Source organism: Pseudoalteromonas sp. MMG013, assembly GCF_018100885.1.
GTDB classification, from domain to species: Bacteria; Pseudomonadota; Gammaproteobacteria; order Enterobacterales; family Alteromonadaceae; genus Pseudoalteromonas; species Pseudoalteromonas aurantia.
The window spans coordinates 1-23,214 of the sequence record NZ_JAGJEE010000032.1 but is presented as its reverse complement, the minus strand read 5'-3'; the positions used below and the strand labels follow the sequence as shown (position 1 = coordinate 23,214).

The following is a 23,214-nucleotide window of genomic DNA, read 5'->3' as shown; positions in this document are numbered from 1 at the left end:
AGCGCGTGGTCTGCGGGCAAACAAACCATATGACTCAAGGAGTAGGACATTGCCTTAAATTATGAATGCGTTACTTTGTAGGGACTGAACGCATAAAACCAGTGACTTTAGGCGCTCAGACATCAATAACATGACTCTACAAATCAAGTGGGTGGGTTACCCTCAATTTGCCAATCAATAGAAACCTTACCAGCGCCCTCTAACACCAAAGGTTAAGCGTCGTTCATAAATATTTTGAGAGATACGATTGTCTTTCCATTGCGCGTAGTTGGTCTCATACTCTTCAGTCAGATTACTCCCAGACATAAATACTGTGAAATTATCTTGAACGTCATAACTTGCAGATATATCAATATAAGTCGTCGGTTCGGTCCAAATCGCAGTATCACTCATACCGTACGGCACTGATATCTCAGCCAACCGTTTAGCACGGTAATTCGCAGCCAATCTAAATTGGAACCCTGATTTTTCATACCATAAAACCGCATTAGCAGACTCTTTTGAGTTATCTTCTAATGGTAAAGCATCCCCATTTAAATCTATCCGACCACTCTCACTGTCGCTATAGGTGTAATTAAACGCTGCACCTAGACCACTCCAGACACCAGGTAAAAAGTCAAATGCCTGTTGATACGAGAATTCAGCCCCACTCATGGTGCCTCCCTGCCCGTTGATTAAACCATTTACAGACACTTCACGACGAACAACACCGTCAGCATCGGCCATAGGCTGGGTCCATATACTAGACTCAATAAAAGAATCTAGTTTTATGTTAAAAATACCAAGACTCACCATCGCACTTGGAGAAAAGTACCACTCGATTGCCATATCGGTGTTTTGAGCTCGCCATGGGTTTAAATCAGGGTTTCCTTGCATTGTGGCATTCGTTGCAATAAGTAAATCAGGTGAAATGCCTTCTCGTGCTGCTAAGTCTTCACCGGCACGTGTACGACTGATCCTCAACCCTCCAGCAATCTGTTCAAGGTCCAGCTTTGTCATGGTCTTACCCCATGCCGCACGATAGACAACATCTTCACTTAGATTGACACTTAAGTTTAATGACGGTAAAAAGTCAGAGAATGATTTATCCGTGATGATATCTCCAGCATCCTCGGCAACAGATCCTGGACAACTAGTACAGATAGAATCCCCAATGATATTCTGAACAATCTCTAAGTCTGTTTTGATGTATTGAAATCCGATATTTGCGCGATAATTTTCACCTGAGAAGTCACTGCGCCAATAGACTGATTGGGTTTGCTCTGTCACCTTGTACGAACTGCCCGGTACAGTGCCACGCATATTGCCCGGATAAAACTTATTTTGAAATGCAAATGGGTCATCTAACTGTTTAGGATCGATAAAATAAATGCTATCAATACTGATTGGTCCAAAATCTGATACTGGTTGTACCCAGCCCTCTGGCAAACTTGAAAACGTAATCAAGTTATCATAGCCCATCGTCAAATCTCCCGCAGATGCACTTGGCGTACCCCCACTACCATCAGTATCAAATGCGGCCAGCCCTTGATCTTTCCACATGACATTAACGCTCCTATCGCCAACAGGGTTGTTTAATGGGGCAAGCAAAACATATTGGTCCCGTGAAATATCACGCTCGCCAAAACGAACCCCAAATGTCATTTTATTTAAATGTGCATGATCAAATTCATATTCGCCATCAAGACGCACAATATCGAGTGATGCATCCTCATCATAGTTATTTTCAGAGTAAGTTGAAGTGACCGAGTAACGTGATATGTTTGAGCCAAATGTTTCACCTTGCAATGTAGCTGGTGGTAACAACATGGCATGCTCTCCCTTAAAATTGAATCGCATCGCAATGGTGTCTGGGCCATATCCGTTTGGGTTTACAGCGATTGGACCATTCCCTTCGTTGCGTCTGAGACCATGGGCTAAGCCATTTGTTAAATACCCCTGCGCAACATTCTCTGTATGACTGCGAGATGCATCCGCTGTAATAAACCGCGCTTTACCTGAAAAAGCCCCAGTTCCTTTATAAACAAGTTCAACGTTATAGTTAGTCGATTGCCTTTCATTGGTATGACTTTCTGAATGCGCAACCACTCTTGGCGCATTTAAGGTAATATCTTGTGCAGTATATAAACGATGGCCTGATGCGAGTATATCACCGCGATCTATGGGATCATGTTGGTCTTGCCACTGCCAATGCCCGCCCCACGCGTTATCTGCCATTAACCCGCGTTGACGGTCAGCGTCATCCATTTTTGTATAAAATACATCCGCACTCAACTCTAAATTTTCTGAAACATCGGCCTGAAAACTGATGTTAGCGCCCGTTCTTTCTCGCTCAGTAAATCGATTGACCATACCATAACTGACGTAGGTATATTCCGCATCATTGGTATCACCATCCCCATTCATATCAGCTTGTGGGCAGTACCAACAATTCCCCGACTCTTGAGGCGCACCAACCCAACCATGATTGGTTGCCCCAAAACGATAATTTGCCAGTGTCACTTCATCTTTAGATACGGTGGCAAGTACGGCAAAACTATCAGCATTATACCCAGCAAAAATCATTGCTTTTGGATCTGTTTCCTTTGAGTACGACCCCCGTGCGGCTTCAATTGATGCAGCCCCAGTGAACCCTTCAGCTAAATCAAATGGCTTGCGTGTTTGCAAATCAACAGTACCGGATATCCCCCCAGCTAACGTATCGGCTGTAGGTGACTTCATAACATTCATGGCCCCCACTAAACTCGAAGGAATATCAGTGAAATCTGGTTGTACTTTAGTGAGCGAACCCGCACTTAAAAACTGCTCTCCATTGAGTAGCGTGGTAACCTGTGGCATCCCTCGCACATTAATTGTCGCCCCTTCTCCAGCATTTCGACGAATTTGTATGCCCGGTACTCGTTGTAATGAATCTGCGATGGTAACATCTGGCAACTTACCAATGTCTTGCGCTGTAATTGAATCTACAACCCCGTCAGCAAAACGTTTTGTATTTAAGCTTTTTTCTGTCGAAGCGCGTATACCGCGTACTTCTATTACTTCAACGGACTCTTGTGCTTGTAATTCGCTCGCTGCAGATACATTACTCGACAACAGCCCAGCCAAAATAGCATAAGTAAGGTGTGAGAGTTTGAATGATGCCTTGTTGTTCATGTCATTCCTCTGATAATTTTTATGTAGTTAGGAGTGTTAATGTTTACTACCAAATAATTGGTACTGACTTATTTCAGCAGCTATTCGCGCAAACAGTGGGCAATTTCAAACCTTTTTGCATACTAACCTATCGTTTTGACATCGCTGTCAATCAATAAATTAATATATAATTAATAACTGATAACATTATAAACTCACCATTTCCTTCTTCTATGAGTGATATGGTGCAATTGTTGATTGATTAGTATCACTATAAATAATCAACCCATTCAACATAGATAACGACGTGCTGACGCTTTAATAAAGGAGCTATTAATGAGAGCAATGTGTGAAAAGGTTATTCCCTCCGTCAACTGTTCATGGCGGTATTGTTTATATAAACTAAATGAAATCCCCTTTAATTGGCACTATCACCCAGAATATGAAATTTGCTTAACCCTAAACAGTCAAGGCGTTTGTCATGTGGGGGATCATATTGCACCCTATGGTGATTTTGACTTAGTGCTGTTAGGGCCCGATTTACCACATACTTGGCAATCACTTCCCAATCCAGATGGCTCGCAGCAATTAGTACATGTTGCACAAATTCCCGTTAAGTGGCTCGAAGGGTTAATACAAAACAACACAGACTTATATTCATTGAGTACATTATTACAAAAAGCAAGGTGCGGTGTTCGCTTTAGTACCGCTACAGCTAAGTCTATTTTTCCGCAGTTCAAAGCGATGGAAGCAGCAGACCCATTGACACGCTTTACGCTACTGATGAGCTTGCTTAATACATTATGCTTAAGTGAGGCTCAAACATTATCGAGCCAAGAATTCTCATTTGTTAACAGCTTAGACCCTGCACAAGACAAATTTGAAAAGGTGATGAGTTACATTTACGACAACTACTGTGAGCAGCTTAGTGCTGAGTCTCTCGCACAGTATGCACATATGAGTACCAATCACTTCCATAGGTTTTTTAAAAAGCGCACAGAGCGCACCATTACTGAATTCATTAATCAGCTACGAATCGCCAAAGCATGTAAATTATTAATAAGTAGCTCGGCGCCTATTTCAGTGATCAGTGACCAGTGTGGTTTTAATAATATTTCCAATTTTAATCGCCGCTTTCTCAGTATTAAAGCCTGTACACCCAGTGCATTTAGATCTCGATTGAAACAAGCGTCATTAATTTAACTATTCCCTTTAAATCAACCAAATAAGTATGGTAAGTTATTGATGTTGTAGCCTCATTACCCAAGGTTATAAAGGACTACTTGATGATCAATACTCAAAGGCATATTGATAGTAGCCCTTTATTACTTTATGAGGAATTACTATGTCTATAAAACGCCCGACGATTGTGATTGTTGGTGGCGGTGCGGGTGGCTTAGCACTGGCTACGCAACTGGGCCATAAATTAGGAAAAAAACAATACGCTGATATTATTCTCATTGATAAAAACCGGAATCATATTTGGAAGCCATTATTGCATGAAGTCGCAACGGGCTCACTTGATGCTGATTTAGATGGCGTCGTTTACTCTGCCCACGCTGCAAAGCATCATTTTCGCTTTATTTTAGGCGAATTCATTGCCCTAGACGCTCATCAACACACCCTAACATTAAAACCACTGTTAGGTGATAACCAACAACAAATCCTCCCAGAACGGCATGTACAATATGATAAGCTGGTCTTAGCTGTTGGCAGTGTCAGCAATGACTTTAATACCCCTGGTGTAAAAGAACATTGTTTCTTTTTAGACTCCCATGCTCAAGCGGAAAATTTCCAGCACGCACTATTAGATAATTTTACCCGAATTCACCAAAGTAACCATACGAGCCAACCCTTAAACATTGCCATAGTTGGCGGCGGCGCGACAGGGGTTGAGTTATCAGCCGAGCTATATCATGTTACACAGTTATTAAAAATGTACGGCATGAACAATATGACTGCAAATCAGTTGCAAATAAGCTTAGTTGAAGCAGGTCCACGTATATTGCCTGCTCTTTCCGAGCGAATAGCAAGCGCGGCTAAACGTGAACTGCTTAAACTGGGTGTCACCGTACTCGAAAATACCCAAGTAGCATCTGCATCTAAAAGCGCCTTTACCACTGTGCAACAAACCACGATACCAGCAGATATAAAAGTATGGGCCGCAGGTGTAAAAGCACCTGATTTCATTAAAGATTTAAACATTTTTGAACTGACTCGAAATAATCAGATCCAAGTGAACTCATACTTACAAAGTACCGTTGATAATCAAATTTATGTCATTGGTGATTGCTGTGCCTTCACCCAAGCTGACGGCTCTATTGTTCCCCCAAGGGCGCAATCGGCTCATCAAATGGCCCAATGTGTCCAACATAATTTAATCGCAGCAGTGTTTGATAGGCCCCTCAAGCAATTTACCTATCAAGATCATGGGTCTTTGGTAAATCTATCTCAATTCACCGCGGTGGGTAATTTAATGGGGAATTTAACTAAAAACAGTTTCTTCATTGAAGGGAAAGTTGCACGCTTAATGTATGTCTCGTTGTATAGAATGCATCAACGCGCAATTCATGGCTCACTCCGTACGTTTATTCTTTGGCTGAGTGAAAAAATGCTCAAAATTGTCCGACCAAAAATGAAGTTACATTAAACGAAATGGGTTGGGTTTACCCCCAACCCATTGTCGACCGTAGCATAATACGCTCTACTTAAGTGCAACGTTTACAAATACCGCCGTCATCAAAATAGGGCAAACAAAACGAACATATTGGGCAAACCAATAGTGTGGGCCTTTACATTCGAGATGTAACTGGTTGCCACGCTTCCACATCCACCCTACTGTAATAAAGTAAAATAAGCCCATTAATGGTAGCTGATACTGCGTAAACAAGCTTATTACGAGCCCAAACATCCAGTCAAAGTTCAAGATAATAAGGCATGAAGCAACTAAAATAGTCGCTGTGACCCACCATGTTGCAACATGTCGTTTTAAGCCGTGGTTTTCTACTAAGAATGATACTGGTATTTCAGTTGATGAGATAGTTGATGTCAGTGACGCTATCGACATTAAAACAAAAAATGTTAAACCTACAACTAAACCCACCTCTCCCATACTGGCAAATAATTCAGGAAGAACCGCAAAAATTAAGCGCCCTTCACCTATTAGCTTACCATCTTGGAACACTTCAACCCCGTTATGTTGGGCAACAAATATCGCAGGAATGATCAGTAAACCAGCTAAGAATGCAACGCCTGTATCTAACAACGCAACACTTGCAGTAAGCTTTGGTAAGTTCGCGTTTGGCTTCAGGTAAGATCCATAAATCATCATACAGCCAACACCCAAAGACAATGAAAAAAATGCTTGACCCATTGCCGCAATAATTAAATCTGGATCTGTGATATGTGAAAAGTCAGGAACCAAATAAGCTTGAAACCCTTGCGCTGCACCGTCTAACGTGCCGATATAAACAATGAGTGCAACTAAAAGCAGCAATAACATTGGCATTAAACGCCGAGACCAGATTTCTATGCCTGACTTCACTCCTTTCAATATGATACTTGCTGTTAGGATCAACATCACAGGTGTAAATATAAAGTTACGAAGTGTCGATTCTCCCACCAAAAAAGCACTCAATTGGTCAAAGCCCAAAAAGCGAGCAATCGGTTCTATAGAGTATGCCAACATCCATCCAGCAACGATAGAATAAAAACTCAGCATTACAATGGCACCAAATAATCCAACATAGCCTGCCGTGGCCCCAATATTCGGCCCCTTTTCTTGCCACGCTTGTTTTAATGCTTTAACAGGGTTAGCCTGCGCTTGATGCCCTAAATATAGCTCGGTATACAATGCAGGCAGCGCTAAAAGAAATATCACAATGAAATAAACAAGCAAAAATGCGCCACCACCGTGGTTCGCTGCTTGTGTGGGGAATCCCCAAATGTTGCCAAGTCCTACCGCAGCACCAGCCGCCGCAAGAACAAAGCCAAGTCGACTTTGAAAGCCATCACGCAATTGAGCCATAACGAGTCTATATGATTATTGTTTTGGACCGCTGATTATACTTAACTGTTTGAAAAATGCGACAGCGAGTCGAAAATTTAGAATAGGCGCAACAAATATGATTAATGTCTAAAAACTTGAGCCAGCTTCCATTAAAAACTGTAGCTCTTCATCATTAGATACGCGGCTTAATATTTGATTCCTATGTGGGTAGCGGCCAAATCGATCAATAATTCGCTTATGGGATAACTCGAATTCATAATTAGGCAAAGCTCTGAAAAGCTGTTCAGCCTGTTGGTGAATAATTTTACTTTCACTGTGCATAAATGGCATATACAAAAAGCTTAGCTCAGTATCATTTAAGCGTTTATCGAAGCCTTTATCAATAGCATTTTGCGCGAGACACAACGCCAATGGATCCGCAGAAAAAGCCTCTGGTGTATCTCGAAACATATTCCTAGAAAACTGGTCGAGCACGATTATTTCACACAAAGTGCCCACAGGATCAGCTCGCCAATGTGCGAGTTCTCCTTGTACAGCCATTCTATAATGAACCATAAATTGGGATTTTATTTTGATGTCAAAATGCGCAGACTTTTGCCACCAATCAGACTCTGAACAAGTGACAAACCAAAAATTATAGATATCTTGATACTGCATGACGGCCTCCCAGTTTATGTAATAGTCACTTTACTCGGGATTCAACCGCCATGCAATCTAAAACTTAATTACTAGTTATTGTTACTAAAAAGATACTAGCCGCTACGCAGCCTCCAGTAACTTCGCGTGAATGGCTTGAACCACATTATCCGAGTCTGTTTGTTCAACCAAAAAGCACAAATTGTGCTTACTTGCGCCATGGCAAATCAGTCGAATATTGAAATCACTGAGCACTTGCATTAAGTTGACTTCATGCTGACGTAACTGGATCTGAGAACCAATAAGAGCCACCAGTGTTAAATTGTTCTCAACAGTAACATGACAAAATTGGCTTAGCTCTTCTAAACAATCTTGATCAAGTTCAGGTCGTGACGCGTTCAGTGCGTTATCTAGCGTGATCGCGACACTTATTTCTGATGTTGTTACCAAGTCCACTGAGATATTATAAGCACTCAATATCGTGAAGATACGCGCCAAAAAACCACTAGCAAGTAACATCTCAGGACTCTTTAGCGTGAGCAATATTTGATTTTTCCGCTGTGTAACAGCTCTGATCCCTGCTTGTGATGATGTGTCTTTTTCAATCCAAGTGCCGCCTGCTTGTGGGTCGCGGCTCGATCCGACAAACACTGAAATATTACTGCGGCTAGCTGGTAATATTGTTGCTGGATGTAATACCTTCGCACCAAAAGTAGCCATCTCTGCTGCTTCATCAAAACTCAATTTGGCAATGGGTGTAGCTTTTACACACAGTCTCGGATCTGTACTAAAAATACCAACAACATCAGTCCAAATATGAACACTTTTTGCTTCTATAGCTTCCGCTAATAAAGCCGCACTGTAGTCAGAGCCACCACGTCCCAGCGTCGTTGTTTGATTATACGGATCGCTGCCGATAAAACCTTGAGTCACAATCACCTTCTCATCCAACAATGGTATTAAGTGCTTGTGAGCTGCCACCTGTGTCGCTGCAATATCCGGTGTGGCTTTACCAAATTGGTTATCAGTCTTTAACACTTTACGTACATCAAATCGCTCGGCGTTTACGCCAATATCTCTGAGTACTTGGGTAAATAAAAATGACGATAAACGCTCCCCAAAACTCAACATTTCATCACACTGTTGTGCACTTAACGCGGGTAAAGACGCCAACCACTTTAGCTCATCAAGGGTTAAATTAAATGACTGTGCTAAATCCGCATCCAGTGTTAAATGGGCTAAAATCGAGTCCTGAATTTTAATGATGTTATCGACTAACGCCATACGTGCACTTTCGTCGGCTTTTTGTTGCGTTAGCGTTACTAGATGATTTGTCACTCCCGCACTGGCACTCACGGCAACAACACGTACATTATTGTCATCGTGAATAATTTGCGCACAACGGTGCATGGCATCAAAATCGGCTACACTGGTGCCACCAAACTTTGCGACCGTGTACTGTGAACTCATAATATCTCCTTTTGACTGCATTGGGGGCAATCATAATAAATAAGGAGAACTTGGCAATTAAGGTGCTTTGTAAATAAAGAAGGAACCATTGCCAGAAGCTCTCCACCAAAACGGTGACAGTTCCAAGGATTCAACCTCGTAAACCGAAAGTTCACAGTGACGTGCTATGAGCTTCCTCGGCGAGTACTTCCCTCTTTAGTGGTCTTTGGCGTTCGTCACCTTTCACTAAATACCTAAGTATCGCACCTCTTCTGTTTATTTTGCCTCGTCATTACTGAACACAGGCAAAATAAAAGCCCGCATATTACGCGGGCTAAAAACAAAGTAACGTTTAGACGTCTAGGTGTCAAGTGCTAAATTGTACCTTTTGTAGTGAACTACATAAATTGCCCTGCGACATACGCTCCAGCATAGCCAATGGTATATGCAATCAACAAATATAAAAACATACGCAAGTAGCTCATAAACGTCAGTGCTTTCACTTTGCTCATCGCAATAATTCCCGCCGCAGATCCTATCACTAACATTGAACCTCCTACCCCTGTCGCATAGGTAAACATCAACCATTGCTGTGGCGTCATCACAATATCGGCCTTTAATAAAGCGGCCGTTAACGGTACGTTATCAACTGCCGCTGAGAGTAATCCCATTAAATAATTGGCATATTCTGGTGCAATGTAAACATACAGGTCTGTAAACATGGCCAGGACACCCACTTCTTTGAGCGCGCCAACAAGTAATAGTACACCAACAAAGAATAATAGAGTGTCGTACTCAATCTCTCGAATATAATCAATAATTTTCTTGTTCACATCTTTCTTGCGCATTAAGAATTGAGCAACCAAAAACATCAACGACAAACCAAATAAGAATGTAAGTAAAGGCGGCACTTGATACTGCACACTCAAAAATAACGTCGCAAAAATTGTCGAAGTAAATATCACTGCAATCGTTATATCCGTTTTCTCTATCCGTCTTTGTATCTGCTTTTCAAAGCGTAGTTGCTCATTCATACCTATAGACAACATAGCTGCCAGCGCTACCACACTCACCAGCGCAGGACCGACAAGTAACAATAAATTAGGAATAGTGACTTTGTCCGCTAAGAAGATCATTAATGTTGTTACATCTCCTGTAATGAGTGACACACCACCAGAGTTAACACTAAAAATAATGAGTGTTGCATACTTAATTAACTTCTTTGGATCTAGCTTCAACGACATAACTACTGCCAAAGAAATCAAGGTTGCGGTAATATTGTCTGAAACCGAGGAAAATACAAAAGCGGCAATGCCTACCAAGAACATAAGCTTACGCTCACTGATCTGAGATGGCATAACACGATGCACGATATTTTGTATAAACCCCTTAGAGTTTAGATAAGCTACAAACGTCATTGCAGCCATCAAAAACAACCACAATGTGGCGATTTCAAGAATGTTATGATCTAGCGCATGTTGTACATTTTCTGGGCTTTGACCATGAATAGGTGAGATAAAAGCGATAATCCAACATAAAGTACCAAAAAAAAGGGTGGTTTTGGCCTTGTTTACATGGATGATATCCTCTATAACGATAAGCACAAACGCAATCGCTATTAGGGTAAGGATAATGGGCGTAACCATAATGCGTAAACAACCTGTAATTAAAAGTTAAAAATTTAGAAAGGTAACGTAATTCGGCGCGGAGTCTAGCACTTACATATAGGATACGCTACGACTAAGCCCAATTAATTTCCTATAAACGTCACATAAAAGATACACTCTGGAAAGTTATGATCCCAGCTAAGAAAGTTTTAAATACGCTAAATGAACATTGGAGCGTATTGGAGCTACTTTTTAAACGCTTTAAAATGACCGATTTTAGCGTCAAAGATGTTCAAAACATCATAAAACACAAAAATCCTCAATGGACCAGTGAACGAATATTCAGAGAAACTAATCGCTTACTCAATCAAGAAATCATCATTCCACTGGCTAAATCTTCGCAGCTGGAAATAAATCGGGCTGTCGCAGATTTCGCAAGTTTTCTGTTACAAGAAGAGCACCTAGGTTTGGCACAAGAGATCACCGTTCTGGTAAAAGACCTTGAACGACTCGGTAACCGCCTAGAACAAGCTGCTGATGAAGGTGATCAAAGTGAACTACGGCGTTTTAGCCGAATCATGGATGAGCGCGTCAGAAAGATCATTAAATTATTTTTACATAATGAAAATGCCATTTTCAACATTGTCGAACAAGCAAAATCTGATAGCAGCTCAATATCACTACAAAAACGGTATCGCGCAGTTATTGAGGCATTTGACGAATATATAGAACCGATGTTAGAAATGGTTGATATACGCGGTGAGTTTCATGCCTGTTTTAACGTCATTGAAAATCAGTTGAGCCAACAAATTGATGATATTGAATTATATGGCCGTGGTGCCCAAGACAAACGTATGCTTGAACAACTGCGCACACGAATCTTGGATATGCACTTGATCGGTAGGGAAAGCTTAAGAAAAAGTGCAGATATGTTAATGCCATTGCGTGAAGAATTGCGCAGAAACTCTTTAATTACGCGTCAAGCATCCAAAGTACTCGCAATGATCCGTAAGAATGGGGTTGATCCAATGTTAAGCCCTGTTCAACCAGAGTTCGTATCAGACATTCAGCGCTTTTCACTTGGCCAGCAACGACACATGGTTGCTTATATGGCTGGCTTGGCCGAATTTGAACATGATGAATATCAACTTCCAGATCAAAGTGATGTCCCTGCATATCAAAGCCCGCATATTCCAGACTATGCAGATGTTAAGAACAGCTTTTCAAATACAGGTAAAACTAAAATTGCATTACTCGGGTTTCTCACTGGGCACTACCCTGACTTAGACGCTGATGAGTTATTATTTTTATATCAAAAGCTCATCAGTGATGAAGCACTGGAGCTGGCGCAAGATGAACAGCGAGTCACAGTGAACATAGCAGAGCATGACTTCTCTCTCTACCCATTTAATGCCAGTACAAAAATAGAACACACTAATGACAACAATTAATTTAACAGAACTAACAGAATTACAAGCCATTAACAAGAAATTGGCCAGTGGCTATCATATCAGTGAGCAAGACACGACGTTATGGCAACAACTCGACCAGAACATTGGCGCCTATCAAGCACTATTTAATGCCTTAGGCCATGATCTACAACACGATGCTCGTGGGTTCTACTATCTCGCAAGTGATGAAAGTACCCCTAACATGGGAAAAATTTCTCGTGCCATTGCACTCACACTCTTTATTCTTATCGAACACTTTGCCAATCAGGGAAAAGATCCTTTGCGTGCAATTTTTGACGAGCCGGCAGATCTAGAGCTGATGCAAACTTTAGTGCAGTTAAATAAACACTTATTTGATCAACTTGAGATTTTCTCAGGCTCCGACCTCCGTAAAGATGTATACCTCAGGATGGTTAGACTTGGACTAGCGAAAGAAACTGAGCGAGGTTTTATCCATTTAGCGCCCGTATATCGTTATATTGATGCACTAATGGAAGTAAACGACACAAATTTTGATGGACTAGAGGAAGAAGTATGAGTGAACTATACGGCCTAAGTAAATTAGCGCTATTAAATACCGCGGGCTATGCGAAGTGCGTGATCCCACTCAATAAAAGTGCTTCTATCTGCGCACCAAATAACACCGGTAAAAGTTCGGTTATTAATGCCTTACAATTTCCTCTTATCAACGATTTACGATTGACCGAGTGGGATGGCCATGATTTAGAAGAAACACGAAAGTTTTACTTTTCGTCTGACCAATCCTATATTTTGCTCGAAGCAAACCTCCCCCATGGAGATGTGGTAATTGGCGTTGCTGGCCTTGGCAAAATAGCTGGGTTTGCACACCAATTTTTTTGCTACCCAGGTAAACTAAACCTAGATGACTTTACTGAAGGTAAAAGCATCATAAAATACACTAAATTATTCAAACACCTACAAAGCAAGGGCATGAGTCCCGTCGAACTAAAAGCCGCAGAACTCAACGCACTTTTAACCGGCGGCGCCACACAATTTGATGGCGACATTAATTTAAAAATGATCCCACTTAACAATGTGCAAGATGCTGCTATTTATAAAGAAATATTTAGACGTATACTTAATCTACATAAGCTAGGTGCACAAGATGTAAAACGTTTTATGTTGCGTGTATTTGAGCGACATATGTCAAACTCTCGAGTTGATTTTTACGAAGTATGGCGTCGTGCATTCGATAAAGTTAATCGCTCCCGTCGAGAACTTACCGCTTTAGAATCAATGCAAGAGCCCATCGGTGCATTAGAGGAAATGCTTAACACTGATGCAACACTCAAAGGAAAGCTAGCAGCTTACGCACCTAAAATAGATATTGCCTTAGGCGAGTATGAAGAATACCAACAATCGCAACATACTGAGCTTTCAGAGCAACTGACTAACATTGAACAAGAGAAACACGATTTTGAACAAAAACAGCAGTTATATTTACAACAGTCTAGAGACATTGAGCGTCGTCAAACACAAATTGAACAATGGTTTATTAACTACCACGGCCTAAAAACTGAGTTTGAGCTCACCAATCACGCCACTCTAAAAACCAATCTACAGCTATTGAAAAAAGAATATGAACAGCTGTCTTTTTCTATCAATAGCGCGCATGGACAAAGCTTACATACGCTCGATTTTAGGATCAATGAAACACAAAAACAAATTAAGAGCTTAAAGTTACAACTCAAGAACTTAGAATTTAACTTGTTTACACGTATGCGTGAAGACCTATCACTCAAAGAGGTTGAAGAAATCTCTCGTATACTTAACCCTGATTTATTGTCATTTGCTACGACCAACCAAGGTGAAGTTAGTATCACCGATGAAGATGCTTTTGGTGAGTTCTTAAGTCAACTATCCGCCTCAGTAAAAGGAGGTGAATTGACGGTCCCTGGTGCCAGTATTAAACTTAAAAAACTGGCTCCAGTACAAATGCAAAGTGGTGAAAATAAGGAGCAATTAGCTGCACAGTTAACCGCTCTTCAGCAATCATTGAAAGAGTTTCAACAACAACGAGACGTTGCGGCAAACGTTGCCCAAAAACAACAAGAGCGTGATGCATTGTATGATGAACTCATGGCATTGGAAGGATCACTCAAACGATTCGAGCAATATCAAACAATGCTACAATCAGTAGAAGCACAAGAGTTATTAAAAGAGCAATTGCACGTCGAGCGAGAGCAAGTTGACGAATATTTACAAGATGTTCAACGCAATGCTGGCTCCATCTCTGACAGACGCTCCATCATTAAAAGTAAACAAGATTTATTAACTCGCCAAGCTGATCGATTACGCCAAGTAAAGTCCGAACGACTAGATCATACATTGAATTTGTACAGTGGCTCGCTTGCTCCCTATCCTATAGAAATCACCATCGAGTTTGATAACCTATCTGAAGTCATTCATCAATTTAATAAAGATTGTAATGAGTTAAGAAACTTAGCGGTTAACGTTAAAAATACTTACTTGCATATTTACAATGCAGGGATCACCAAATTTGATAATGAAACGGATGAGGCAAATAAATACACCAAGCTTATTAGTGCATACCATAATATCGACAACGAAAGAGACGCAGTAGAGCGTCAAGCGCGCGTCGCATTGACTGAGGTTGCGGCAACAATTAAGGGCTTGCGTGAAGACTTAGATCGTCTCCGCCGAGAGATGAATAGCTTTAACCGTGGGATCAGCCAACATCGTATTTCAAATCTTAAGTCATTTAAGATCAATATTATACCTAGAAAAATGCTCGTGGAGAGTATTGATACCATCATCGCCACCTCTGACAATTATGAAAAGGGAGATAACCTAGACTTACTTTCAGAACAGCCCTCAGACGAAAAGGCCGTCAATGAGGCCAAAGATCACTTGATTAAATTGGCCAGTGAGAAAGCGGGTTTAACACTCACTGATCTATTCGATATTCGTTTTGAAATAGTCAATCGCGCAGGCGAAACTGAACATTTCGATAAAATTGATTCAGCTGGCTCTAATGGCACCCGTATTACAATTAAGTTGTTATGTGGTATGTTATTTATACGTTATTTGTTGTCTGACCAAGAACAAGCTCTGTACCGTATACCGATTTATATTGATGAGGCCGCCGATATTGATCCACAAAACCAAAAAGCGATTATCGAAACTGCGTTAAGCTTTGGATTTGTGCCAATATTTGCATCTGTAAAGCCGCAAATAAGTTGCGACTATATCGTGCCGATCCGAAGTGTTAAAAACGGTAGCCAGAACTGGGTGTCTGAAAAAGATTGGATTGAAGTGGAACATTCTACGAATCAAGCTGTCTGAGTGGACAATATGCTGTATTGGCTGAAGTAATTCAGCCCTTTAGGAGATAAAACATGTTAAGAAATATTATTTTAGCTGCCTCGGTCATATTGATCAGCGCGTGCAGTAATACACCTGATTGGGATTACGATAAGTCCGTTAAGTTTACCAATTACAAGACATTTTCTTGGTCTGCAGATGCTGATTTAAAAAATAATGGCGGAAATGCTTATCAAATAAATGATCTCATGGAAAAGCGTGTTCGCAACGCCATTATTGAAGCAATGTTAAAGCATAATATTAAACTAGTCGAAAGTGAAAACGCAGACGTTCTTGTAAACTATCACGCATCTGTTGATAGTAAAATAGAAGCAGATTCATTTAATACAAGTTATTCCGCTCGTTGGAATTACTGGGGCTTCGGTTACCAAACACAAACCCATGCTCGAGAATATGATGTAGGGACGCTGGTAATAGATGTCATAGATAAAGCATCTAATCAATTAGTATGGCGTGGTGCAAAAGAAGGCCGCCTTCGTAACAAACAAACTCCAGAACAACGTACCACATCTGTGAATAAAACGGTGTTTGCAATTCTTGAAAACTTTCCTCCTGTGGAAGTCCACTGATAATAAATTGGCGATGATACATGTATCAAGTTGCCCAGTAACACTTATGTTTAGGCTATAAGCCTAAACATAAGTGTGTTGTTTACATGTTTCAACACACATCACAATAATTACTTATTCACCAGTCACCACACCAATACAGCCCGAACATTTTTAGAATTGACTGACCCACACATTGCGTATAAAACATCCATCAACTTGATAATATCATGTTGTAAAAATGATATAAATGCTCACCAACCACTCATTAACCAAGCAACCAATAAGTTAATAAAAGGAAGTTAATCATGAAAAAAGCAGTTCTCGCACTAATTGGTGCAACATTATTTAGCGGTGCAGCATTAGCAAGTTCAGTATCTTGTTATGTAGATACAAGAGCATATGATGAGTACAGGCAAGGCACCTGTTTTGGTGGTGAGTCACTCACACACACACGTCAAGGTGCTGCTGTATTTAAAGTCAATACGTCAAAACCAGTCCAAAGTGTCGAATGGGATATTAGCAGATATAATGCTAACTGCTCTGGTACAACGTGTATTGTCAGAGTTGGCCTAGGTGAGCATGAAGTGAATGCGTGTGTTGATAAAATCTATTATAAAGATTTCACATGGGCTGACGTAAATTGGTATGCCACTGCCCATGCAAATTACTGGGGCCAAGGCGGTCCTCTTGCAAATGAACTACTAGGCCAATAAAGAGTAGAGCGCTATGTTTGAACATAGCGCAATTTAACACGTCATAATTTCCATGTTTGTTAATATTAATAACGCTTCCGTTGAAGATTTACCGCATGCCCACTCAACCGCTTTAAAATCGTGACACACATTAGGACGCTCAGGCTGACCAAATAATTTGCATAAATTATCATCTGACAAGTTTTTACAGCGCTCACCCGCCGCTTTTCCATTTGGGTGCAATGGAAAACTTGAACTTATACTCGGCGCTATACAACACGCACCACAATGTAAACGACATTCCATAACATAGCCCTAAAAATAAAGCACGCAGTATATCAAAAATCGCTCTGCTTTACGCGATTTTTATAGCACTAGCTACAACAGGCAGTTAATCTCACAATCACGGTATACACTGCTTCACAGTACGTGTTGATTCAGTTACTTTCCTTGATAACAATGCGCATGTACAAAACTTAAATTACCCAGCTATATCTTTATTTAACCTCGGCTCTGGATAAGCGAATTTGCCCAATAAAGCTATTTTTCTCACTCTCGGCGTTGCTTTCATTTGTAATAGCCCGCTATGACTGCATAAAAGCGCCTTGATATTGAACAAAATATCATCATTGGATTGTATGTGAGTTTGTTTATAAAACATTTTCTATTCCAAAACCCTTATCCAAACCTGAGCTTATTTAAAAAATGCAAATGCCTTTTGCATTGCAACATCATTGCCAGATGCCTCTATATCCGCAGATTTTAGTAATACCTGAGGTATAAAATCTTCTCGATATTCACCATCCCCAGCAATCGACGTATCCTCTTCGAAGTTCGGCTTTCTGCCCACAAACGAATCGAGGGTTATCACCATTGACGCATTAGATACCTTTAAAGGGCGAATACCTCTTCTCCTATCACTCAAATAACAAGCAAATGCACAACCAACATAACCGACTATTTAAGCAACTAAATTATGTGTTAAATTAGCGCTCTTTAATTTGCTATTAAGTACACACTTAACGCTATGAAAATCACAGCTCTATTGCCGCAAGAAATTGATGCCTGTTATCACCAGTTTTTATCTCTATCACATGCTGAGCAATGGATATTCACGGTCATGGCCGTGATTTATAAACCCATTTCTTTAGGGAATTTAAACAAACTCCTTAAACAATTAGATAAACAAGCATTTGATTCCAAACACTACGCCTATGAGCGTATTACATCAAACGCGATTAAAGCTTGGCAACAATTGGGATTTATTCGCATACATAATGATGAGCTAAAACTCACCCATTTACTCACTCATCAGCTTACGCATAAAGCCATCACTCGTGACGTGTTTTTTACCATTTTAAAGGCCGGTGAAACGGTTGTTCCTGTTATACAATTGTATGATTGGGAGCAAACGCTTGATGATGAACAACGATTAATTCGGGATTTTTATTTCTTAAATGATCACAACAAGATGGTCCAACATCTAAAAATACATAAAAATCCACAGCAAATCGACTATCAGCGTAGTCAAATATTAATTGAGCTGAATTTTGTCCCATTTCAGCTAACACATTTTGTGACCTTACCAGACACGCTTCAATATCAATCTTTTGCATGCTGGTTTTATGTACTTCGCCAGCGAGGCGCTTCAAATGCCTATGCATTAACATTGCTAGAGCAGGTACACGACACTAATAATAGTGAACGCTCCCTCAGTCTTCTTTTAGCCGAACAGTATTTATTACAAGGTAAAATAAACAAAGTGCGCCTATTAATGGTACCGAGCGACAATAGCTGTTATAGCTTGCAACTCAAGGCAACCCTTGCATTGTTGGCAGGTGACGTAGACAGTGCGCTTAATTTGTTCAGTAAAGCACTTACGGCTAAAAATAAATATGGAAAAAAGAAATTTCAACACTTGGATGGACTGTATAGCCTGTTTTATCAGTTAACTTTATTAATTGCGGCAAACAAACTAGACGCGACTTACTTTTCACTTGCAGAAAAACATGTACATGCCCAAAGCCACGACAAAAATAGTCAGGATCACAGCCATTACGTAGGTCAATTTATGCTCCCTCTTATTGAGAGCTTATCAACAGCAACACCGTATATATCTTTGCTACCTGACTTCACGTTTCTACATAGTCATCACGTATTTTATGCTCATCTAATACATTATTTTGATGCTCTGGCCGTAAAGTGGTGTCAACCATTATCGAATGAACAGCAGCTCAGTTCGCAAGCCCTTCACCGTGCATATCTTTTTTTTGAAGCAACTGATTACCGCTTATTTTCCCTATTAATTGAACAATTGGCGCCACACTTTAATGTTAATAACAGCGTTGACGTAGAGCTCCCTAGCACTCATAACCTTTTTGATTTAACACAGGCTATTTCACATAAAGTAAGCTGGGATCTCGCACTTGATAAACTCATTTCGCTCGCTCCTGAAGACACATCAGCTGACACTCACCTTTCGGACACAGCCTCAAGGCTAATATGGGAGATAACCATAGCACCGTTTTGCATTTCACTGTCTGCACGCGCGCAAAAAAAAACGACATCGGGATGGAGTAAAGGTCGCCCTGTATCATTACAACGTCTATACGAACAATCGCACGAGTTTACTTTTATGTCTGAGCAAGACATTAATATTTGTTCACATATTAATAGAGCAAATCAATGGCAAGATAAAACCCATTATACTTTGGAAGGCGCAAGGGCACTCACCGCCGCATGCGGTGCACCGAACTTATTTTTAGTCGATGATGTATTTACACCCATTGAATTGAACAAGGCGCAGCCCGAGTTACTTATCACGCAACAAAATGATCATTTAGTACTGAGTATCGCTGAGATTCCCGCAACTTTGAATGGCATACCATTGAATTACTCGTTAACTGAATATGCCCCAGAGCAATATCGACTTACAGTCTTTGCACCAGAACACTTAAAAGTCGCGCAGATCATTGGTGAAGAAGGGTTAACAATTCCTATATCAGCTAAAGAAAAGGTGCTAGAAAGCGTCAGTGCGATTGCGCCTTTACTCAACATTCAATCAAGCATTGCTGAACTAGATACAGGGCTTGAAACCCACCCTGCTGATGCTCGATTAGTCATCAATATTCAACCATTTCATGATGGACTTGAGTTTACCTGTTTTGTGATGCCATTTGGTGAGCAAGGGCCAACGTTCAAACCTGGTATTGGCAATGCCAAAATAACCACAGAACTTAATGGCAAACGCGTTGCGACTAGTCGCAACCTCATCCAAGAAGAGCAGTACCTTGATATATTAGATACGCATTGCCCTGCATTTCTATCGATGCAAGACAATCGTCTCCAACTTAACGATTTACAAACTGCTTTGGAGACACTTCAGCAGCTAGACCATACCACGGCGTTAGATCCCTGCCCTATTCCTTTGACCCTTCGTTGGCCGAAAGGTAAAACAATGACTTTGACAAAACCACTGCACAGTCATCATTTGCAATTGGCTCTGAGCAAAAAACATCAATGGTTTGATTTATCGGGCCATTTGGTCGTTGACGATTCTCATGTAATTGAGCTTAAGAGGTTACTCTCGTTAACCTCTCAAGCTCATGGCCGATTTATAGAACTGGATAACCATCAAATACTCGCCCTATCTGATGAATTAAAGCAACGCTTAGACCAACTTAATATCGCAACAGATAATGGACAATTTCATCCACTTGCCAGCTTACATGTATCACAGGCAACAACAGGAATGAGAATGAAAACATTACATGCTTGGGATGAACAACATGTTAAAATGACGCAAGCTAACCTCCTTGAATGCAAAGTTCCCACAACATTACGTGCCACACTCCGTGATTATCAAATTGAAGGATTTGATTGGGCATCGAGACTTGCCCATTGGGGGGCTGGGGCGTGTTTAGCTGATGATATGGGGCTTGGCAAAACACTACAAGCACTTGCGCTGCTCGTCTCTCGAGCACACTTAGGTCCCAGCTTAGTGATAGCGCCTACTTCAGTCTGTTTCAACTGGCAACAAGAGGCAACTAAATTTGCCCCTACATTAAATATAAAACTGTTGTCTGATATTAAAACTTCAGCCAAACGAGCTGATGCCTTAAAACAGCTCAACAGTCTTGATTGCTTAATTATAAGCTACGGGTTACTGCAACGAGAGAGCGCATTACTGCAAGCGTGCACATGGTCAACGATTGTCGCTGACGAGGCTCAGGCATTAAAAAACCCTTTAGCACAGCGTTCGATTGCAGCATGTGCATTAAAAGGCGATTTTAAGCTTATAACCACTGGTACACCTATTGAAAATAATTTGACCGAATTGTGGAGCTTGTTTCGTTTTGTTAACCCCGGCCTGCTTGGTAACTTAAAACGCTTCAGTGCACGTTTCTCAACGCCTATTGACAATGTTAAAGATGATCCAATTGCCGCTAAAAAAGCCCGTTCTCAATTAAAAAACCTGATCCAACCATTTATACTGCGTCGCATGAAAGATCAGGTACTCACCGAACTACCAGCCAGAACGGATATTAATGTTAAAGTGCAACTTAGTGAAGAAGAAATGGCACTTTACGAAGCTCTACGGCTAACTGCGATAGAAAACCTCACCGCGACATCTCAACAAGACCAAGCTGGCGCACAAAGAATCAAAATGCTCGCAGAATTAACTAAACTTCGCCAAGCATGCTGTCATCCATCGCTGGTACTTTCAGACAATGCGCTCCCCAGTGCGAAGCTTATCGCTCTTGATAAACTATTAAATGAACTCCAAGAAAATAATCACAAAGCCCTCATTTTTAGCCAATTTGTAGGACATTTACAACTAATCAAACAGCACTTAGATAGCAAGGGCGTGGACTATCAATACCTAGATGGCAGTACACCACAAAGAGACAGACAACATCGCGTCAATGCCTTTCAACAAGGTGAAGGTCAAGTATTTCTAATTAGCCTCAAAGCGGGAGGTTCAGGGTTAAACCTCACTGCCGCCGACTACGTTATTCATATGGACCCATGGTGGAATCCTGCTGTAGAAGAACAAGCCAGTGACCGTGCACATCGCATGGGCCAACTGCGCCCGGTGACCGTTTATCGATTGATTGCGATAAACACCATAGAAGAAAAAATCGTAGCACTGCATCAACATAAACGAGATCTCGCGCAAACATTACTCTCTGGTAGTGACTCTGTAAGTAAACTATCGGTAACTGATATCATGGCAATGCTTAAAAAAACCTTTTAACCACGATGTTTATACTTTCGGGGGGGATTACGCCGCGACTATTAGGTTACAACTAGGAGACTATAAATAACTCACAATTCATGATGATCAGAAAAAACATAAAGTTAATAAGAGAGAATTTAATGTTACAAGTATAACAAACAAAGAGAAATATAAATTAACAAATCGTTAAAAAATAATATTAACTATTATTTAACACCACATGCTAATTTTCACATTAGAAACCAGCACTACCTTTACTTACTTATAAACAACATACCGATAATAACATTCAGTTTTATATAAAATATTAAGTGTAAAATAAAAGTTAAAATCATGAGATAAAAAACAATCTAAAATATGCTATTAAAGAAGCGCTTTAACAGTTACATCACAGGTATAGAAAACGTATTGACTCATTCGTGCTCGATTCGGTATCGAGTTAAGTCTTACGTAAATTGAAAATTACTGAGGAAAGAACTCATCAATTTGAAAAAGCCCTAGGGCACTGCTTGAGGCCCTAGAACCGCATAACGGTTATTCAATACCATTTAATGTAACAGGGCGCTGCGCGTCTCTTGTCGCTTCTTTTGAGCGGATCTCAGCTTGCTTACGTTGCTCCCGAGTAGAACACACCTTTTTAGGGATACTTGATCCTAAAACTCTAATTTGCTCACACTTATATCCATTAGTATTTCTGGCCTGTTTATCGGCGTCATCATCCGTTGCATTACAACCTACTAAAACAACACAAGATGCTACTACACTAAGTATATTTTTCATATTTCCCTCTTCCATTATGTCTTTTTAATTATTTTTTGGTATTTAGAGCAGAGTAAAAATCTGCAAAAAACATATGAGCGTTTAACCTAGCCTTAAATAAAAGATAAATCAACAAGAATAAAGGGTGAATTAAGAATAAACGTAAATATTAAGTAAGAAAGCTTATTCTTGATATTAACTCACCTTAATAAGTCAGGAAGAATTGAAACACATGTAGACTTCAAATACTTATAAATTCATATTATTATATAAATCCCATACCGTGAATAGCCTACAATTAATTGAAAGTCGGTACTGTTATA

Annotated in this window: 16 protein-coding genes and 1 riboswitch; of the genes, 8 read left to right on the top strand and 8 right to left on the bottom strand. The window is 40.5% G+C overall.

What is annotated here, in order from left to right:
• Positions 1-186: 186 nt before the first annotated feature.
• Positions 187-3,153: a TonB-dependent receptor gene (locus tag J8L98_RS20245; protein ID WP_210997930.1), complete on the bottom strand. Its 2,967-nt coding sequence runs from the start codon at positions 3,151-3,153 to the stop codon at positions 187-189.
• 315 nt (positions 3,154-3,468) lie between these two features.
• Between J8L98_RS20245 and J8L98_RS20240 the strand changes: the two genes are divergently transcribed.
• Together J8L98_RS20240 and J8L98_RS20235 are read left to right on the top strand one after the other, a co-directional pair.
• Positions 3,469-4,335 carry an AraC family transcriptional regulator gene (locus J8L98_RS20240; RefSeq protein WP_210997929.1) on the top strand — a complete coding sequence of 289 codons (867 nt, stop codon included), beginning with the start codon at positions 3,469-3,471 and terminating at the stop codon, positions 4,333-4,335.
• 142 nt (positions 4,336-4,477) lie between these two features.
• Entirely contained in the window at positions 4,478-5,782 is a 1,305-nt protein-coding gene (locus tag J8L98_RS20235; RefSeq protein ID WP_210997928.1) for an NAD(P)/FAD-dependent oxidoreductase, read from the top strand.
• A 54-nt stretch (positions 5,783-5,836) separates the two neighbouring features.
• Here the strand turns inward: J8L98_RS20235 and J8L98_RS20230 are convergent, their stop codons facing one another.
• The 4 genes from J8L98_RS20230 to nhaD all read right to left on the bottom strand — a co-directional run bounded on the left by J8L98_RS20230 (position 5,837) and on the right by nhaD (position 10,872).
• Complete coding sequence (locus J8L98_RS20230; RefSeq protein ID WP_210997927.1) at positions 5,837-7,159, bottom strand: sodium-dependent transporter; 1,323 nt, start codon at positions 7,157-7,159, stop codon at positions 5,837-5,839.
• 108 nt (positions 7,160-7,267) lie between these two features.
• Positions 7,268-7,798 carry a DUF924 family protein gene (locus J8L98_RS20225; RefSeq protein ID WP_192507288.1) on the bottom strand — a complete coding sequence of 177 codons (531 nt, stop codon included), beginning with the start codon at positions 7,796-7,798 and terminating at the stop codon, positions 7,268-7,270.
• 102 nt (positions 7,799-7,900) lie between these two features.
• Complete coding sequence (gene lysC / locus J8L98_RS20220) at positions 7,901-9,247, bottom strand: lysine-sensitive aspartokinase 3 (RefSeq protein ID WP_210997926.1); 1,347 nt, start codon at positions 9,245-9,247, stop codon at positions 7,901-7,903.
• An 87-nt stretch (positions 9,248-9,334) separates the two neighbouring features.
• A riboswitch (Lysine riboswitch) is annotated at positions 9,335-9,506 on the bottom strand.
• A 118-nt stretch (positions 9,507-9,624) separates the two neighbouring features.
• On the bottom strand, positions 9,625-10,872 hold the full coding sequence (gene nhaD / locus J8L98_RS20215) for a sodium:proton antiporter NhaD (RefSeq protein ID WP_210997925.1): 1,248 nt from the start codon (positions 10,870-10,872) through the stop codon (positions 9,625-9,627).
• A 149-nt stretch (positions 10,873-11,021) separates the two neighbouring features.
• On the opposite strand from nhaD, the gene J8L98_RS20210 reads away from it, so the two are divergent.
• From J8L98_RS20210 to J8L98_RS20190, 5 genes are all read left to right on the top strand, one after another.
• Positions 11,022-12,284 (top strand): hypothetical protein, encoded by a 1,263-nt coding sequence (locus J8L98_RS20210; protein WP_210997924.1) that lies wholly within the window; start codon positions 11,022-11,024, stop codon positions 12,282-12,284.
• Complete coding sequence (locus tag J8L98_RS20205; protein WP_210997923.1) at positions 12,271-12,822, top strand: hypothetical protein; 552 nt, start codon at positions 12,271-12,273, stop codon at positions 12,820-12,822. Before J8L98_RS20210 ends, J8L98_RS20205 begins: the two co-directional genes overlap by 14 nt.
• Complete coding sequence (locus tag J8L98_RS20200) at positions 12,819-15,611, top strand: ATPase (RefSeq protein ID WP_210997922.1); 2,793 nt, start codon at positions 12,819-12,821, stop codon at positions 15,609-15,611. Before J8L98_RS20205 ends, J8L98_RS20200 begins: the two co-directional genes overlap by 4 nt.
• A gap of 53 nt (positions 15,612-15,664) precedes the next feature.
• A complete protein-coding gene (locus J8L98_RS20195; RefSeq protein ID WP_192507282.1) occupies positions 15,665-16,219 on the top strand; it encodes a DUF4136 domain-containing protein in 555 nt (184 codons plus the stop codon).
• 287 nt (positions 16,220-16,506) lie between these two features.
• Positions 16,507-16,914 carry a hypothetical protein gene (locus J8L98_RS20190; RefSeq protein ID WP_210997921.1) on the top strand — a complete coding sequence of 136 codons (408 nt, stop codon included), beginning with the start codon at positions 16,507-16,509 and terminating at the stop codon, positions 16,912-16,914.
• Positions 16,915-16,947: 33 nt separating this feature from the next.
• Here the strand turns inward: J8L98_RS20190 and J8L98_RS20185 are convergent, their stop codons facing one another.
• The gene (locus tag J8L98_RS20185; protein ID WP_210997920.1) at positions 16,948-17,199 is read right to left on the bottom strand and encodes a YkgJ family cysteine cluster protein; all 252 of its coding nucleotides are present in this window, start codon (positions 17,197-17,199) and stop codon (positions 16,948-16,950) included.
• Between the two features lie 388 nt (positions 17,200-17,587).
• Positions 17,588-17,767: a hypothetical protein gene (locus J8L98_RS20180; RefSeq protein ID WP_210997919.1), complete on the bottom strand. Its 180-nt coding sequence runs from the start codon at positions 17,765-17,767 to the stop codon at positions 17,588-17,590.
• A 153-nt stretch (positions 17,768-17,920) separates the two neighbouring features.
• Here J8L98_RS20180 and J8L98_RS20175 point away from each other — a divergent pair, with 153 nt between their 5' ends.
• Positions 17,921-22,150, top strand: coding sequence for a DEAD/DEAH box helicase (locus J8L98_RS20175; protein WP_210997918.1), 4,230 nt, complete (start codon positions 17,921-17,923; stop codon positions 22,148-22,150).
• Positions 22,151-22,666: 516 nt separating this feature from the next.
• Here J8L98_RS20175 and J8L98_RS20170 read toward each other — a convergent pair.
• Positions 22,667-22,912 (bottom strand): hypothetical protein, encoded by a 246-nt coding sequence (locus J8L98_RS20170; RefSeq protein WP_210997917.1) that lies wholly within the window; start codon positions 22,910-22,912, stop codon positions 22,667-22,669.
• Positions 22,913-23,214 lie beyond the last annotated feature (302 nt).